The 17981-nt window shown below is 67.5% G+C and carries 2 protein-coding genes; both read left to right on the forward strand.

Annotated features, from left to right (window positions below):
• Window positions 1-13: 13 nt before the first annotated feature.
• A complete protein-coding gene (locus tag AT701_RS01870) occupies window positions 14-10294 on the forward strand; it encodes a non-ribosomal peptide synthetase (RefSeq protein ID WP_058125039.1) in 10281 nt (3426 codons plus the stop codon).
• Window positions 10291-17970, forward strand: a complete 7680-nt coding sequence (locus AT701_RS01875; protein ID WP_058125040.1) for a non-ribosomal peptide synthetase — start codon at window positions 10291-10293, stop codon at window positions 17968-17970. Before AT701_RS01870 ends, AT701_RS01875 begins: the two co-directional genes overlap by 4 nt.
• Window positions 17971-17981: the final 11 nt, after the last annotated feature.

Here is a 17981-nt window from a genome sequence, read left to right on the forward strand (position 1 = left end):
GGGAAGCTGAATAATGGAACCTGTCGACGGGGCACTACCACTGTCGCGCGGGCAGTTGGATATCTGGCTTTCGCAAGAAAGCGGACTGGCCGGCGCCGAGTGGCAGCTGGGCCTTTTGGGCAAGATCGACGGCGTCGTCGATCACGGACTCCTGCAACAGGCGATCCGTCAAGCTCTGCAAGAGGCCGAACCGGCGCGCGCCACATTCTTCGAAGCTGACGGCCAGGTCTTTCAGAAGCCGCTCGATTACTCGGATCTCGACGTCCCGCTGTACGACGTGCGGGACGCCGACGATCCTGAGGCGAAAGCCCGTGAAATGGCGGCAGAGATCCAGCACACCCCGCTGCCGCTCACCGGTCGGCTGGTGAAGTTCGCGCTGTTCCAGACGCGTGCCGAACAGTTCTACCTGTTCGGGCTCGGCCACCACATCTCTGTGGACGGACTCGGCATGGCCCTGGTCAGCCGCCGTATCTCGACCATCTACTCGTCGCTGGTCGCCGGTAAACCGGTGCCGGACGCATACTTTGGTTCGTTGCGGGATCTCGTCGAGTGCGAGATGTCGTACGAGGCGTCCGCGGACTACCAGGACGACCTGGCGTACTGGAGCGAAAACCTGCCCCCGGACACCGGTCTGGACCAAGGTCTCGCCCCCACGTCGCACGGGAAGAACGCTTATACGCCCTCGGCGTCGGTGCCCATCGATCCGTCCGTCGTCGGCAAAATCAAGGTGCTCTCGAAAAACCTTCGTATCAGGCGTTATTCCGTCACCACCGCGGCCTGTGCACTCCTGGCGCAATCCTGGTCGGCCACCGGTGACCAGGTGGCGCTCGATTTCCCGGTCAGTCGGCGCGTGACACCGGAGTCGAAGACTCTGCCCGCCATGCTGGCGGGAGTCGCTCCGTTGGTGCTGGACGCGCCGCCGAATGTGACCGTCGGCGAGTTCTGCAAGCAGGTCGATGCCCGGATCAGGGAACTGCTTGCACATCAGCGCTTCCCGGTCCACCGCTTGGGTGACGGCGGCGCGCGTCAGACATCGAACCGGTTGGCGGTCAACTTCATCCCATCGCGCCTCACCTTGGACTTTGCGGGTGCGGAAGCGACCGCGTCCTACACCAACCACGGGCCGATGGGCCACTTCGGGCTGTTCTTCATCGGAGCCGGTGACGAACTCTTCCTGAGTACCGCCGGCGCGGGCCGGCCGTTCGCCGATTTCGAGGTGGCTGACCTCGCCGACCACATCCAGCAGGTCGTGATGGCGATGGCGGCCGATCCGGACCGCCCGCTGTCGTCGATCGACACCGTGGCGGCGGTCGAGCACACCGAGGTCGAGGACTTCGGTCACCAGACAGTCCTCACCGAGCACCCGGACGCGATCACCATCCTCGAGTTGTTCGGCAAGCACATGTCGAATGCGCCCGATGCGCCTGCCATGACCTACCAAGACCGGACGATGACGTTCCGCGAGCTCGACGAGGCCGCCAACCGGTTCGCGCACCTGCTGATCGCCCACGGTGCCCGTCCGGGCGAGCGCGTGGCGCTTCTGTCACCGCGGACCGACCGCGCGGTGATCGCGATCTTGGCGGTGCTCAAGACCGGGGCGGCATACGTGCCGATCGACCCTGTGGTGCCGGCGTCGCGCATCGACTTCATCCTCGGCGACTCGACCCCCATCGCGGCGATCACCACCGCGGAACTGCGGTCTCGGCTCGTCGATCACGACCTCACCGTGATCGACATCGACGATCCGGCCATCGCGGGGCAGCCGGGCACCCCGCCGGCGGGGCCGGTGCCGGATGACATGGCTTACATCATCTACACCTCGGGCACCACCGGGACGCCCAAGGGCGTGGCCGTGAGCCATCACAACGTGACCCGCCTGATGGCCGCTCTGGAGTCCGGTCTGCCGCATCCGGGCACCTGGCCCCTGTGCCACTCGTTGGCCTTCGACGCGTCGGTCTGGGAGATCGGCAATGCCCTGTTGCGCGGCGGGCGACTCGTGGTGGTTCCCGAGTCGGTGACGGCCTCGCCCGAGGAGTTCCACGACCTACTGGTGCGCGAGAAGATCGACGCGTTCACACAGACTCCGTCCGCAGTGGCGATGCTGTCCTCCGAGGGACTCGACGGCACGACGCTCGTCGTGGTCGGCGAGGCATGCCCGCCGGCCGTGGTGGACAAGTGGGCCCCTGGGCGCGCGATGGTCAACGGGTACGGGCCTACCGAGACCACGATCTGCGTGACCACCAGCGCGCCGCTGCAGCCGGGTTCGGTCGTGCCGATCGGTTATCCGCTGCCGGGAGCCGGTCTGTTCGTCCTGGACGCCTGGATGCGCCCGGTTCCCAAGGGTGTCGCCGGCGAGCTGTACGTGGCGGGAGACGGCGTCACCTACGGGTACATCGGTCGCTCAGGTCTCACGGCGTCCCGCTTCGTCGCGTGCCCCTTCGGTGAGCCGGGCAAGCGGATGTACCGCACCGGTGATCTGGTGCGGTGGTGCGAAGACGGTCAGCTGGAGTATCTGGGCCGCGCCGACGAGCAGGTCAAGATCCGCGGGTTCCGCATCGAGCTCGGCGAGGTACAGGCGGCCCTCGCCGACCTCGACGGCGTCGAAAGCGCCGCGGTGATCGCACGCGAAGACCGCCCAGGTGACAAACGTCTGGTCGGTTACATCACCGGAACCGCGGATCCCGCGGAACTTCGCACGCAACTGGGTGACCGGCTGCCGCCGTACATGGTGCCGGTCGCCATCGTGGTGCTGGACGCACTCCCGCTGACGCCGAACAACAAGCTCGACACGCGCGCGCTGCCCGCGCCCGAGTACGTCAGCTCGGGAGGGCACTACCGTGCCCCGTCCAACCCGGTCGAAGAGGTCCTCGCCGACATCTTCGCGCAGGTGCTGGGCGTGGAGCGGGTCGGCGTGGACGATTCGTTCTTCGATCTCGGTGGCGACAGCATTCTGTCGATGCAGGTCGTTGCGCGTGCCCGCGCCGCGGGCATCCAGTGCCGCCCTCGTGACGTCTTCGTCGAGCAGACCATTGCGCGGTTGGCTTCGGTGGCGCAGGTTGTCACCGGCGAGAGCGACGCCTCCGACGACGGAACCGGCTCCGCGGTGCCGACCCCGATCATCCACTGGTTGCGCGAGGTCGACGGTGCGACGGACCAGTTCAACCAGACGCTCGTGGTGCAGGCCCCGGCCGGCGTCACCGAACCCGACGTGGTCGCGGTGCTGCAGGCCCTGCTCGATCGGCACGCGGCGTTGCGGTTGCGGGTCGAGGACCACGACGGCGAATGGTCACTGCTGGTGCCCGATGCGGCAACGGTCGACGCACGTGACTGCCTCAGCGTGGTCGAGACGCTCAGCGACGACGTCGTGCTGGCCGCGCGTGCGCAGCTGAACCCGGCCGCCGGTGCGATGGTCAGTGCCCTGTGGGTTCGGCAGACCAGTCGGCTGGTGCTCATCATCCACCACCTCGCCGTCGACGGCGTGTCATGGCGGATCCTGCTGGAAGACCTCAACATCGCCTGGGCCCAGCACCACAGTGGTCAGCAGGTCCAGCTCCCGGCCGGCGGAACGTCGTTCGTGCGGTGGTCCAAGCTGCTGGCCGACCACGCGCGCACCGCCCAGGTGACCGCACAGGCCGACACGTGGCGAGAGATCCTGGCGAAGCCCGCGACGCTGCCCGCGGTGCGCCCGGACACCGACACCCATGTCAACGCCGGACGCTTCTCGGCGACGCTGGATCCCGAGACCACGCGACGGTTGCTCGGTGAGGTACCCGCGGCGTTCCACGCCGGTGTCCAGGACATCCTGCTGGTGGCGTTCGGCCTGGCCTGGTCGGAGTTCCTCGACCACTCGGGCGCCCCGATCACGGTCGACGTCGAGGGGCACGGGCGCCACGAAGAACTCGCGTCCGACGTCGACCTGTCGCGCACCGTGGGTTGGTTCACCACCAAGTACCCGGTGGCATTGACCGTGGCTGACGTGCCGTGGGCGCAGGTCGTGGCCGGTCACGCCGCGCTGGGCCCGGTTGTCAAAGATGTCAAGGAACAGCTTCGCGCAGTACCGGACGGCCTGACCTACGGCCTGCTGCGGTATCTGAATTCCGAAGTGGAGCTGGGTGGTTCGGATCCGACGATCGGATTCAACTATCTGGGGCGGTTGGGCGCCGGTGCCGGGGAGCTGTCCGAGGAACTGTGGCGGATCGACCAGGGCAGCCTCGCGTTGACCGACGTGGTATCGGCCGTGCCGATGCCGCTGGCCCACACCGTCGAGCTCAACGCGGGCACCATGGACACCGACAACGGGCCGAGTCTGCAGGCGAGTTGGACGTGGGCCCCGTCGGCCTTCGACGAAGACAAGGCCGCCCGCCTGAGCCAATTGTGGTTCGAGGCGCTGGCCGGCATCTGCGCACATGTCGCGGCCGGTGGTGGTGGCCTCACCCCGTCGGATATCGCGCCCGCGCGTTTGACCCAGCGCGAGATCGACCAGCTGACAACCAAGTTCGAGGTTGCCGACGTACTTCCCCTCACCCCGCTGCAGCAGGGCCTGTTGTTCCAGGCCGGCTTCGCCGAGGCCGCGGGTGCCGAGGCCGCGGGTGTGCCGAGCGACGACGTCTACGCCGTCCAACTGGGCATCACGCTCAGCGGCAGCCTCGATCCGCAGCGGTTGCGTGATGCCGTGCAGATCGTGATCCGCCGCCACCCGAACCTTGCCGCGCGGTTCGTCGAACAGTTTGGCGAACCGGTGCAGGTGTTGTCCGTCGATCCCGAGATCGCCTGGCAGTTCGTCGAGTTCGACCCGGCGGACTCTGGTGTGGATGAACGTGTCGAGCAACTCTGCGCAGCAGAGCGTTCGGCGGTCTGCAAGCTCGCCGAGCAGCCGGTGTTCCGTGGCGCGCTGATCCGGACCGCCGACAACCTGCACCGGTTCGTGCTGACGATCCACCACATCGTCATCGACGGATGGTCGCTGCCGGTACTCCTCCAGGAGATCTTCACGGCCTATTTCGGTCAGCCGCTGCCGTCGCCCGCGCCGTACCGCAACTTCGTCACGTGGCTGGGCGCTCAGAACCGCGAGGCCGCGCACGCGGTGTGGGGATCGGTTCTCGAAGGCTTCGAGACGCCCACACTCGTCGCGCCGCCCGCGCAGGCGGGCCCGCGTGGCGTCGAGTCCTTCCGGCTGTCCGAGGAGACCACCCGCACCCTCGGCGAGCTCGCCCGCTCGCAGCACACGACCGTCAACACCGTGCTGCAGGCCGCCTGGGCGCAGCTGTTGATGTGGCTGACCGGGCAGCGCGACGTCGTGTTCGGCACCGCGGTCTCGGGCCGACCCGTGGACCTGCCCGGTGCGGATTCGATGGTCGGTCTGTTGATCAACACAGTGCCGGTGCGTGCGACGAGCGGTGCGGCCACGACCGTCGCCGACCTCCTCGGCCAGCTGCAGCGCGACCACAACGACACGGTGGACCACGAGCACATGGCGCTCAACGAGATTCACCGTCTCACCGGACACGACCGGCTGTTCGACACGCTGTTCGTGTACGAGAACTACCCGATCGACGCCAACGCGCTGCTGAGCGTGCAGGATCTCGCGGTCACCGACTTCGCGAGCCGCGAGTACAACCACTATCCGCTGTCGATGGTCGCGACCCCGGGCCACGAGGTGGTCCTCCGCGTCGAATTCGACACCGAGATCTTCGACGCGCCGAGCATCGAGGCACTCGTCAACCGGTTGCAGCGAGTGCTCGAAGCCATGGTCACGGAGCCGGCACGACGGCTCTCGACGATCGACCTGCTCGACGCTCAGGAACACGAACGCCTCGACCAGTGGGGCAACCGGGCCGTGCTGACACGTCCCGCGCCCGCACTCGAATCGATCCCGGCGTCGTTCGCCGAACAGGTTCGGCGCGTGCCCGATGCCGTGGCGCTCAGCTGCGGCGACCGGTCCTGGACGTACCGCGAACTCGACGAGGCCTCCAACCGGATGGCGCATCTGCTGGCTGGACGTGGCGCGAAACCCGGTGAGCGGGTGGCGATGTTGCTGCCGCGCACCGGGGAAGCCGTCGTGACCATCCTGGCGATCCTCAAGACCGGGGCGGCATACCTGCCGATCGACCCCGCGCACCCGGACGCCCGGATCGAGTTCGTGCTCAAAGACGCGGCGCCCGTCGCGGCCGTCTCATCGGCCGACCTGCGTACCAGGCTGATCGCGTCCGGGGTACCGGTGATCGAGGTCGACGACCCGGCCATCGGCGCCGAGGCGAGCACGTCGCTGCCGGTCCCGGCGGTCGACGACATCGCCTACATCATCTACACCTCGGGTACCACCGGCACGCCGAAAGGTGTTGCCGTCACGCACCGTAACGTCGCACAGCTGCTCGACACCCTCGGCGCGCAGCTGGAGCTCGGGCAGACGTGGACGCAGTGCCACTCGCTGGCCTTCGACTACTCGGTGTGGGAGATCTGGGGTCCCCTGCTCAACGGCGGCCGCGTGCTCATGGTCCCTGACGCGGTCGTCCGTTCGCCGGAGGACCTGCACGCGATGCTCGTCGCCGAGCAGGTGAGCATGCTCAGCCAGACCCCGTCGGCGTTCTACGCGCTGCAGACCGCCGACGCGCTGTATCCCGAACGCGGCGAGCAACTCAAGCTGCAGACCGTGGTGTTCGGCGGCGAAGCGCTTGAGCCGCACCGGCTGTCGGGCTGGATGCACGCCCACCCGGGCATGCCGCGCATGATCAACATGTACGGCATCACCGAGACCACGGTGCACGCGTCCTTCCGCGAGATCGGCGAGGCCGATCTCGCGAACAGCACCAGCCCCATCGGTGTGCCACTCGAGCACTTGTCGTTCTTCGTGCTGGACGGCTGGCTGCGTCAGGTGCCGGTCGGAGTGGTCGGCGAGTTGTACGTGGCCGGAGAAGGTTTGGCGTGCGGATACATCAGCCGTTCCGACCTGACGTCGACACGTTTCGTCGCCTGCCCGTTCGGAGCACCGGGCGCACGCATGTACCGCACCGGCGATCTGGTGCGGTGGGGTGCCGGCGGCCAATTGCAGTACGTGGGACGTGCCGACGAGCAGGTCAAGATCCGCGGGTACCGCATCGAACTCGGTGAGGTGCACGCCGCGCTGGTCGGACTCGACGGTGTCGAGCAGGCCGCGGTGATCGCCCGCGAGGACCGCCCCGGTGACAAGCGGTTGGTGGGTTACGTGACCGGCGCGGTCGACCCGGTGAAGGCCCGGGCCGCGCTCGCCGAGCGGATCCCCGCGTACATGGTGCCCGCGGCGATCGTGGTGATGGAGTCGCTGCCGTTGACGGTCAACGGCAAGCTCAACACGCGCGCGCTGCCGGCCCCCGAGTACCAGGACGCAGATCAGTACCGGGCACCGGCGAGCGCCGTGGAGGAACTGCTGACCGGTATCTACGCACAGGTTCTCGGTGTCGAGCGGGTCGGCGTGGACGACTCGTTCTTTGATCTCGGCGGCGACAGCATCTCCTCGATGCAGGTGGTGGCGCGGGCACGCGCCGCAGGCCTGGTGTGCCGCCCGCGGGACATCTTCGTCGAGCAGACCGTTGCCCGTCTGGCGCAGGTCGTGGCGTTCGCCGAAGGCGAGTCCGGCGTGGTCGACACCGGTGTCGGCCCTGTCGTGGCAACCCCGATCATGCGCTGGCTGTACAGCCTTGACGGACCGATCGACCAGTTCAACCAGACCGTGGTGCTGCAGGCCCCGGCCGAGGTGACCGAGGCCGATGTCATCGCGGTGCTCCAGGCGGTCCTTGATCACCACGCGATGTTGCGTCTGCGGGTCGAGGACGCCGCGAACTGGGATCTGGCTGTGCCGGAGCCTGGTTCGGTCGATGCGCGCGATCGTCTGTGCACCGTCGGAGAATTGACCGCCGACAGCCTCGCGGCGGTGCGCGAGCAGCTCGACCCGGCGACCGGGGCGATGCTCACCGCTGCGTGGGTTCCCGAGACACGGCAACTCGCGCTGATGGTCCATCACCTCGCGGTCGATGCGGTGTCGTGGCGGATCCTGTTGGAGGACCTCAACATCGCCTGGGCGCAGCACCGGAACGGTCAGCCCGTGGTGCTGCCCACCCCCGGCACGTCGTTCGGCAAGTGGTCCAGGTTGCTGGACCAGCACGCGCGTTCAGCCGATGTGCTCGCCACCGCCGAGGCGTGGCGTGCGGTCTCCGCGGCCCAGGCAGCGCTGCCCGCGCCGCAACCCGATACCGACGTCTACGCGAATGCCGGCCAGCTGTCGGCCTCACTCGATGTCGAGACCACGCGCCAACTGCTCGGTGACGTGCCCGCGGCCTTCCATGCCGGGGTGCAGGACATCCTGCTGATCGCGTTCGGGCTGGCCTGGAGCGAGTACCTGGGTTCAGAGCACGGACGCATCGGAATCGACGTCGAGGGCCATGGCCGGACCGAAGAATTGTTCGGTGATGCGGACCTGTCCCGCACCGTGGGCTGGTTCACTTCCAAGTACCCGGTGGCACTGGAATTCGATCGCAACGACGGCGGCATCTCCTGGGAGCAGGTCGTCTCCGGTGACGCCGCGCTCGGAGCGGTGATCAAGAACGCCAAGGAGCAGCTGCGCGGCGTTCCCGACGGCCTCACCTACGGACTGCTGCGGTACCTGAATCCCGAAGTCGAGCTTGGCGATTCGGATCCGACGATCGGGTTCAACTACCTGGGCCGGCTCGGTGCCGGCGCCACGGATCTCTCCGATGAGCTGTGGCGGCTCGACCAGGACGCGGTGACGCTGACCGCTGCCGCCGGCCGGGTGAACACGCCGCTCGGGCACACCGTCGAACTCAACGCGGGCACGATGGACACCGAGGCCGGACCGCAACTGCAGGCCACCTGGACCTGGGCCCCGTCGGCACTCGACGAGGAACAGATCCAGAAGGTCAGCAAGCTGTGGTCGGATGCGCTGGCAGGGATCTGTGCCCACGTCCGCTCGGGTGGTGGCGGCTTGACGCCGTCCGATGTCGCACCTGCGCGGCTGAGTCAGCAGCAGATCGACGATCTCACAGCGCAATTCGACATGGTCGACGTGCTGCCGCTCACGCCGCTGCAGCACGGCCTGCTGTTCCACACCGGGCTGTCGCAGGACAGCGAGGACCTCTACGCGGTGCAGCTCGACATCTCGGTGTCGGGCCGGCTCGATGTGGAGCGCATGCGCGATGCGGTGCAGACGGTGATCACGCGAAGGCCCAACGTGGTCGCGCACTTCTACGAGGACTTCGGCGAACCGGTGCAGATCCTGCCCGCGAACCCCGAACTCGCGTGGCAATACGTCGACCTGAGCGGTCGGTCGGACATCGACGCGCAGATTGCGCAGATCTCGGCGGCCGAGCGGGCCGCGGTGTGCCGGCTCGGTGATCAGCCGCCGTTCCGCGCCGCGGTGCTGCGGACCGGCGAAGAGACCTACAGGTTTGTGCTGACCAACCACCACATCGTCCTGGACGGCTGGTCGAAACCGATTCTGCTGCAGGAGATCTTCGTCAGTTACTTCGGTCAGCGGCTGCCCGCGCCGGTGCCGTACCGGCGTTTTGTCTCGTGGCTTGCCGAGCAGGACAACGACGCGGCGCGGGCGGCATGGCGCGGGGTGTTCAACGGTTTCGAGACCCCGACCCTGGTCGGCACACCGGGCCTGGCCCTCGGGCGCCGTGCTGTCGAGTCGTTCCAGGTCTCGGCCGAGACCACACAGGCGCTCGGTGAACTGGCGCGCTCCTGCCACACGACCGTGAGCACCGTGCTGCAGGGGGCATGGGCGCAGGTGCTCATGTGGCTGACCGGGCAACCCGATGTGGCGTTCGGTACCGCGGTCTCGGGCCGCCCGACCGATGTGCCCGGTGCGGATTCGATGGTGGGTCTGTTGATCAACACCGTCCCGGTGCGTGCCACGATCACGCCGGAAACGACCGTCGCGAGCCTGATGAATCAACTGCAGGGCGCCTATACCGATACGCTGGATCACCAGCACCTGGCGCTCAACGAGATTCACCGGGCCACGGGGCATGATCAACTGTTCGACACAGTATTTGTCTACGAAAATTATCCGATCGACACAGCAGCGTTGCTGGGCGTTCAAGAGTTGTCCATCACGGATTTCACCAACCGCGAGTACAACCACTACCCACTTTCTGTGCAAGCCGTGCCCGGCCATGAGCTGGGGTTACGGGTCGAATACGACACGAACGTCTTCGATCGGCAACGCATCAAGAGGTTGGTGAACCGGTTGCAGCGGGTATTGGTGGCCATGACCGCGGATATGAGGGAGAAGTCATGACTGCCGAACCGTCCACGCGGACTCTGCTGTCGTTCGACCTCCTCGACGAGGACGAGCACGACCAGATCGAGGTATGGGGTAACCGCGCGGTCCTGACCGACCCGGGCCCGACGCCGGTCACCATTCCCGCGCTGTTCGCCGAACAGGTGGTCCGCGCCCCGGACGCGGTCGCGCTCGTGTCCGGCGACCGCTCGTGGACCTACCGCGAACTGGACGAGGCCTCCAACCGGCTGGCACATGTGTTGGCCGAACACGGTGCGAAACCCGGTGCGACAGTGGCGTTCTTGATCCCGCGGTCCGGCGAGGCGATTCTGTCGATCCTCTCGGTGCTCAAGACAGGTGCCGCATATCTGCCCGTCGACCCGGCACACCCCGACGCGCGCATCGGGTTCATGATGTCCGATGCGAAGCCCGTAGCGGCGCTGACCACCGCTGACCTGCGGTCACGTCTCGACCAGTACGACCTTGCCGTCATCGACATGGCAGATCCGGCGATCGACCGGCGTCCCAGCGACGCGCTGTCCGGGCCCAGGCCCGACGACCTCGCCTACATGACCTACACGTCCGGCACCACCGGCGTGCCCAAGGCCGTCGCCGTCACCCACCACAACGTCACCCAATTGGTGAGCGCACTGCACGCCGACCTCCCTTCCGGGCCCGGCCAGGTGTGGTCGCAGTGGCATTCGCTGGTGTTTGACGTCTCGGTGTGGGAGATCTGGGGTGCCCTGCTGCACGGCGGCCGGCTGGTCGTCGTCCCCGAGTCCGTCGGCAGCTCGCCCGACGACCTGCACAACCTGCTGATCACCGAGAAGGTCAGTGTGCTGTGCCAGACGCCGTCCGCGGCAGGCATGTTGTCTCCGGAAGGGCTCGAGTCGACGACGCTGATCGTCGCAGGCGAGGCCTGCCCGACCGAGCTGGTCGATCGATGGGCCCCGGGCCGCGTCATGATCAACGCGTACGGCCCGACCGAGGCCACCATCTACGCGGCGATGAGCGAGCCCCTGACGGCGGGCACGGGCGTCGCTCCGATCGGTGCTCCCGTCCCCGGCGCGGCCCTGTTCGTGCTGGACAAGTGGCTGCGCCCCGCTCCCGAAGGCGTGGTCGGTGAGCTGTACGTGGCCGGACACGGCGTCGCGACTGGCTACATCGGGCGTCCGGATCTGACCGCGTCGCGGTTCGTGGCGTGCCCGTTCGGCGAAACCGGCGAGCGGATGTACCGCACGGGAGATCTGGTTCGTTGGGGTTCGGACGGTCAGCTGGAGTACCTCGGCCGTGCCGACGAGCAGGTCAAGATCCGTGGTTACCGCATCGAACTCGGCGAGATCCAGGCCGCGCTGGCCAAGCTGGACGGCGTCGACCAGGCCGTCGTGATCGCCCGTGAGGACCGCCCCGGCGACAAGCGCCTGGTGGGTTACATCACCGGGACCGCCGATCCGGCACAGCTGCGTACGGCCCTGGCCGAGAGCCTGCCCGCCTACATGGTCCCCACCGCGGTGGTGGTGCTGGATACCATCCCCTTGACGGTCAACGGGAAACTCGACCGCCGGGCCCTGCCCGCACCTGAATATCGCAGTGCGGCAAACGATTACCGTGCACCGTCGACACCGGCCGAGCAGATCCTCGCCGACGTCTACGCGCAGGTGCTAGGTGTCGAGCGGGTGGGTGTCGACGATTCGTTCTTCGACCTCGGCGGCGACAGCATCCTGTCGATGCAGGTGGTCGCCCGGGCGCGGGCCGCTGGGATCCAGTGCCGCCCGCGCGACATCTTCGTCGAGCAGACCGTCGCCGGTGTGGCCCGCGTGGCCGTCGCGGCCGGTGAATCCCACGTCGTCGACGAGGGTGTCGGCCCGGTGGTCGCCACCCCGATCATGCGTTGGCTGCGCGAAGTCGACGGACCCACCGGTCAGTTCAACCAGACGGTGATCACCCAGGCTCCGGCCGGTGTCACCGAGGACGACGTGGTGGTGATCCTGCAGGCGCTGCTGGATCGGCACGCGACGCTGCGACTGCGGGTCGAGGACACGCAAGAAGACACCGACGAGTGGTCGCTGCTGGTGCCGGAGGCCGGCGCCGTCGGGGCCCGCGAGTGCCTTCGCACCGTCGACGCACTGACCGACGACGTACTGGTCGAGGCGCGCAACCGCCTCGATCCCGCCGCCGGTGCCATGGTCAGCGCGGTCTGGGTGCGCGAGACGAGCCAACTGGTGCTGATGATCCACCACCTCGCGGTCGACGGGGTGTCGTGGCGAATCCTTTTGGAAGACCTCAACATCGCCTGGGCCCAGCACTGCACCGGGCAGTCCATTGAGCTGCCTGCAGGCGGCACGTCGTTCGCGCGCTGGAGCGCTCTGCTGGCCGAACACGCGAAGACCGATACGGTGCGCGACCTCGCCGACGCATGGCGCGCGGTCACCTCCGTCCCACAGGCACTGCCGCCGGTGCAGCCCGACACCGACACCTACGTCACAGCCGGGCAGCTCTCGGCCTCGCTGGACGTGGAAACCACACGTCAGCTGCTGGGTGAGGTGCCCGCGGCGTTCCGCGCCGGTGTCCAGGACATCCTCCTGGTCGCCTTCGGGCTGGCATGGACCGAGTTCCTGAACCGCTCGGACACCCCGATCGGCGTCGACGTCGAGGGCCACGGCCGCTACGACGAACTGGCATCCGACGTCGACCTGTCACGCACGGTCGGCTGGTTCACCACCAAGTACCCGGTCGCGCTGACCGTGGAAAATTTGCCGTGGGAGCAGGTCGTCGCCGGTGACGCCGCGCTCGGTGGGATCGTCAAGGCCGTCAAGGAGCAGTTGCGGTCGCTGCCCGAGGGTCTGACCTACGGTTTGTTGCGGTACCTGAATCCCGAAGTGGACCTGGGTGGTTCGGATCCGACGATCGGTTTCAACTACCTGGGACGGCTGGGCGCCGGCGCCGGCGAACTGTCCGAGGAACTGTGGCGCATCGACCAGGACAGCCTCGCGCTGAGCGACGCGGCGTCCGCGGTGCCCATGCCACTGATGCACACCGTCGAGCTCAACGCGGGCACCATCGACACCGACAACGGACCGAGCCTGCGTGCCAGCTGGACGTGGGCCCCTTCGGCGTTCGACGAGGAGCAGGCCACGCGGTTGAGTCGGCTCTGGTTCGAGGCGCTGGCGGGGATATGCGCGCACGTCCGAGGCGGCGGCGGTGGCCTCACCCCGTCCGATGTCGCACCTGCGCGCCTGACCCAGCGTCAGATCGACGAACTGTCCCAGCGCTACGACGTCACCGACGTCCTGCCGCTCACGCCGGTCCAGCAGGGTCTGCTGTTCCACTCGACGTTCGCGCGCGGTATCGGTGACGACGTCTATGCGGTGCAACTCGACATCACCATCACCGGTGTTCTCGACCAGCACCGTCTCCGGGACGCTGTGCACACGGTCGTGGCGCGGCACCCCAACCTCGCGGCGCGGTTCGTCGAACAGTTCGGCGAACCGGTGCAGGTGCTCACGGCCGATCCGATGATCGCGTGGCGGTACCTGGATCTGCGCGGAGACGATCTCACGCCCGACCACGAGATCGAGCAGTTGTGCGCCGCCGAGCGCTCGGCCGTGTGCGATCTGCTCGAACGGCCGACGTTCCGCGCCGCGCTGATCCGTACCTCGGGTAATCAGCACAGGTTCGTACTGACGTTCCACCACATCGTCATCGACGGCTGGTCGTTGCCGATCTTGCTGCAGGAGATCTTCGCCGGGTACTTCGGGCATCGGCTGCCCGCCGCGGCGCCGTACCGCAATTTCGTCAATTGGCTTGCGACGCAGGACGCCACCGCCGCCAAAGCGGCATGGCGTGAGGTGCTCGACGGGTTCGAGACACCCACCCTGGTCGCACCGCCCGGCGTACCCGGGCCGCGGGGTATCGAGTCGTACCGCGTGTCCGCCGAAACCACGCGCGCCCTCGGTGAACTCGCGCGGTCACAGCACACCACCATCAACACCGTGCTGCAGGCTGCGTGGACCCAGCTGCCCATGCGGATGACCGGTCAGCGCGACGTCGCGTTCGGCACGGCGGTATCGGGGCGGCCTGCCGACCTGGCCGGCGCGGAGTCGATGGTGGGCCTGTTGATCAACACCGTGCCGATCCGGGCGAAGGTCTCGGCGGACACCACAGTGGGTGATCTGTTGCGTCAGCTGCAGAGCCATCACAACGACACACTCGAGCACGAGCACTTGGCACTCAACGACATCCACCACGTCTCGGGGCACGAGCAGCTGTTCGACACGTTGTTCCTGTACGAGAGCTACCCGATCGACACGAGCGCGTTCATGGGTGTGCAGGAGCTGGCGGTCACCGAGTTCAACAACCGCGAGTACAACCACTACCCGCTCTCGGTGATGGCGCTGCCCGGGCACGAACTGGGCCTACGCGTGGAGTACGACACCTCGGTGTTCGACGTCAGCGAGATCGAGACCTTGATCGACCGGTTCCAGCGGCTGCTGGAGGCCATGATCGACGACCCCGCTCGGCGCCTGTCGTCGATGGACGTCGTCGACGACGACGAGCGCACACAGCTCGACGAATGGGCCAACCGTGCGGTCCTCACGCAGCCGGTCGACTCTCCGCAGTCCATCCCGGAGGTGTTCGCCCGACAGGTGGAGCGCGATCCCGAGGCGCCGGCGGTCACCTTCGAGGGCGAGTCGCTCAACTACGGCGAACTCGACGAGGCCGCAAATCAGTTGGCGAACCTGCTGGCGGTTTACGGTGCCGCGCCGGGGAAGTCCGTGGCCCTCATGGTGCCCCGTTCGGCCGATGCCATCGTCGCGATCCTCGCGGTGCTCAAGACCGGGGCGGCGTACCTGCCGATCGACCCGTCGGTACCCGCCGCGCGGTTGGAGTTCATGCTCGGTGACGCCAAGCCCGTCGCCGCCGTCACCACCGGTGATCTGCGTTCCCGCTTCGACGGTTTCGATCTGCAGGTCGTCGAGGTCGACGATCCAGCGGTCGAGATCTACCCCAGCACAACGCTGCTCACGCCTTCGCCGGACGACATCGCGTACATGATCTACACGTCGGGAACCACCGGTGTGCCCAAGGGCGTGGCGATCACACACGGCAACGTGACACAGGTGCTCGACACGTTGCCTGCCGAGCTGCCCGCCGGACCTGGCGCGGTGTGGTCGCAATGGCATTCGCTGGTGTTCGACGTCTCGGTGTGGGAGATCTGGGGTGCGCTGCTGCACGGTGGCCGTCTGGTGATCGTGCCCGAGTCGATCGCCGGCTCGCCCGACGACCTGCACGCGCTGCTGGTCTCCGAAGGGGTCAACGTGCTCTACCAGACCCCCTCGGCGGTGCGGATGATGTCGCCGGAGGGATTGGAAGGCACCGCGCTGGTGGTGGCGGGCGAGGCCTGCCCCACCGAGGTCGTCGACCGCTGGGCCGTCGATCGCGTGATGATCAACGCCTACGGACCGACGGAATCCACGATCTACGCGGCCATCAGCGCGCCGCTCTCGCCGGGGTCCGATGTGGTCCCGATCGGCTCGCCGGTACCCAAGGGAGCGACCTTCGTCCTCGACGAGTGGCTGCGCCCCGTGCCGCCGGGGGTGGTCGGCGAGCTGTACCTGGCAGGTCGCGGTGTCGGCGTGGGCTATGTGGGCCGCAGCGGCCTGACCGGGACACGCTTCGTGGCGTGCCCGTTCGGCGAGCCGGGTGCGCGGATGTACCGCACCGGCGATCTCGTGCGATGGGGTGACGACGGGCAGCTGCAGTACCTGGGCCGTGCCGACGAGCAGGTCAAGATCCGCGGCTACCGCATCGAGCTCGGCGAGATCCAGGCAGCATTGTCCGACGTGGACGGCGTCGACCAGGCGGTCGTGATCGCCCGCGAGGACCGTCCCGGCGACAAGCGACTGGTGGGTTACATCACCGGTACCGCCGACCCGGCGGCCGCCCGCTCCGAACTCACCAACCGACTGCCCGCCTACATGGTCCCGGCTGCGGTGGTCACGCTGGAGACGCTGCCGTTGACCGTGAACGGCAAGCTCGACCGGCGCGCGCTGCCCGCGCCCGAATATCAGAGCGCCCAGCGCTACCGGGCACCGGAGACCGAGACCGAGAAGACCCTCGCCGGCATCTTCGCCCATGTGCTGGGCGTCGAACGGATCGGCCTCGACGACTCGTTCTTCGACCTCGGCGGGGACTCGATCTCGGCCATGCGTGTCACAGCCGCAGTCAACACGGCGCTCGACGCCGACCTGTCGGTGCGCACGCTGTTCGAGGCACCGACCGTGGCGAAGTTGAGCCTGCACGTCGAACACGACGCCGGTGAGCGGACCGACAGGGTCAGCTTCGCAGCGGTGCACGGCAGCGACGTCACCGAGGTGCATGCGCGCGATCTGACACTGGACAAGTTCATCGACGCTCCGACACTGCGGACCGCGACGACCCTGCCCCGACCCGACGGCGCCGTGCAGACGGTCCTCCTGACCGGGGCCACCGGATTCCTAGGGCGCTACCTGCTGCTGGAATGGCTGAGGCAGTTGCGGCGTGTCGACGACAAGGTGATCTGCCTGGTGCGCGGAAAGTCCGACGAGGACGCCCGCAGGCGCCTCGAGGCCACTTTCGACACAGATCCGTTGCTACGCAAGCATTTCAACGAACTGGCCACCGAGCGCCTGCAGGTTGTCGCGGGCGACAAGGGACAACCGAACCTCGGGCTCGACGAACAGACCTGGCAGCGGCTGGCCGAAAGTGTCGACCTGATCGTCGATTCGGCGGCATTCGTCAACAGTGTGCTGCCCTACAGCGAACTGTTCGGACCCAACGTGGTGGGCACGGCCGAGCTGATCCGGTTCGCGCTGACCTCGAAACTCAAGCCGTTCAACTTCGTGTCGACGTCGGACGTCGGCAGGCAGATCGAGCCGTCGCGGTTCACCGAGCAGGCCGACATCCGGTTGGTCAGCGCGACCCGCAAGATCGAGGTCGGGTATGCCAACGGCTACGGCAACAGCAAGTGGGCAGGCGAGGTGCTGCTGCGCGAGGCCCACGACCACTGCGGCCTGCCGGTGGCGGTGTTCCGGTCGGGCATGATCATGGTCGACCCGACCTACGCCGGGCAGCTGAACGTCACGGACACGGTGTCGCGCATGGTGCTCAGCATCGTGGCCACCGGTGTCGCACCCGGGTCGTTCTATCAGCGCGGTGACAACGGTGAGCGGCAGCGGGCACACTTCGACGGCTTGCCCGTCGACTTCGTCGCCCAGGCCATCACCAAGCTCGGCTGGCAGGTCGCGAGGTCGGTGACCGATTCCACCGCAAGCGGTTTCGAGACTTATCACGTGATGAACCCGCATGACGACGGCATCGGCATCGACACCTACATCGACTGGCTCATCGAGGCCGGATACCCGATCGAACGCATCGAGGACTTCGGAGAGTGGTTGCAGCGGTTCGAAGCGGCCCTGCAGGGGCTGTCGGACCAACAGCGGCAGAACTCCGTGCTGCAGATGCTGACGTTGCTCAAGCAGCAGGCGGGGGAGCTGCAGCCACCAGTGCCCACCCAGGGCTCGTTTGCGCCGGCAGACCGGTTCCAGGCCGCGGTCCGCGATGCGAACATCGGTGTGGAAGGCGAGATTCCGCATGTCACGCGGGAGGTCATCGTCAAGTACGTGACCGATCTGCAGCTGCTCGGGCTGCTGTAGGGTCGTGCGGT

The sequence above is a fragment of the Mycolicibacterium smegmatis genome (assembly GCF_001457595.1).
Taxonomy (GTDB): domain Bacteria; phylum Actinomycetota; class Actinomycetes; order Mycobacteriales; family Mycobacteriaceae; genus Mycobacterium; species Mycobacterium smegmatis.

What these genes read in the sequence shown, in the direction of transcription:
- AT701_RS01870 (WP_058125039.1), top strand. Translation starts at nt 14, where the DNA reads ATGGAACCTGTCGACGGGGCACTACCACTGTCGCGCGGGCAGTTGGAT.
- AT701_RS01875 (WP_058125040.1), top strand. Translation starts at nt 10,291, where the DNA reads ATGACTGCCGAACCGTCCACGCGGACTCTGCTGTCGTTCGACCTCCTC.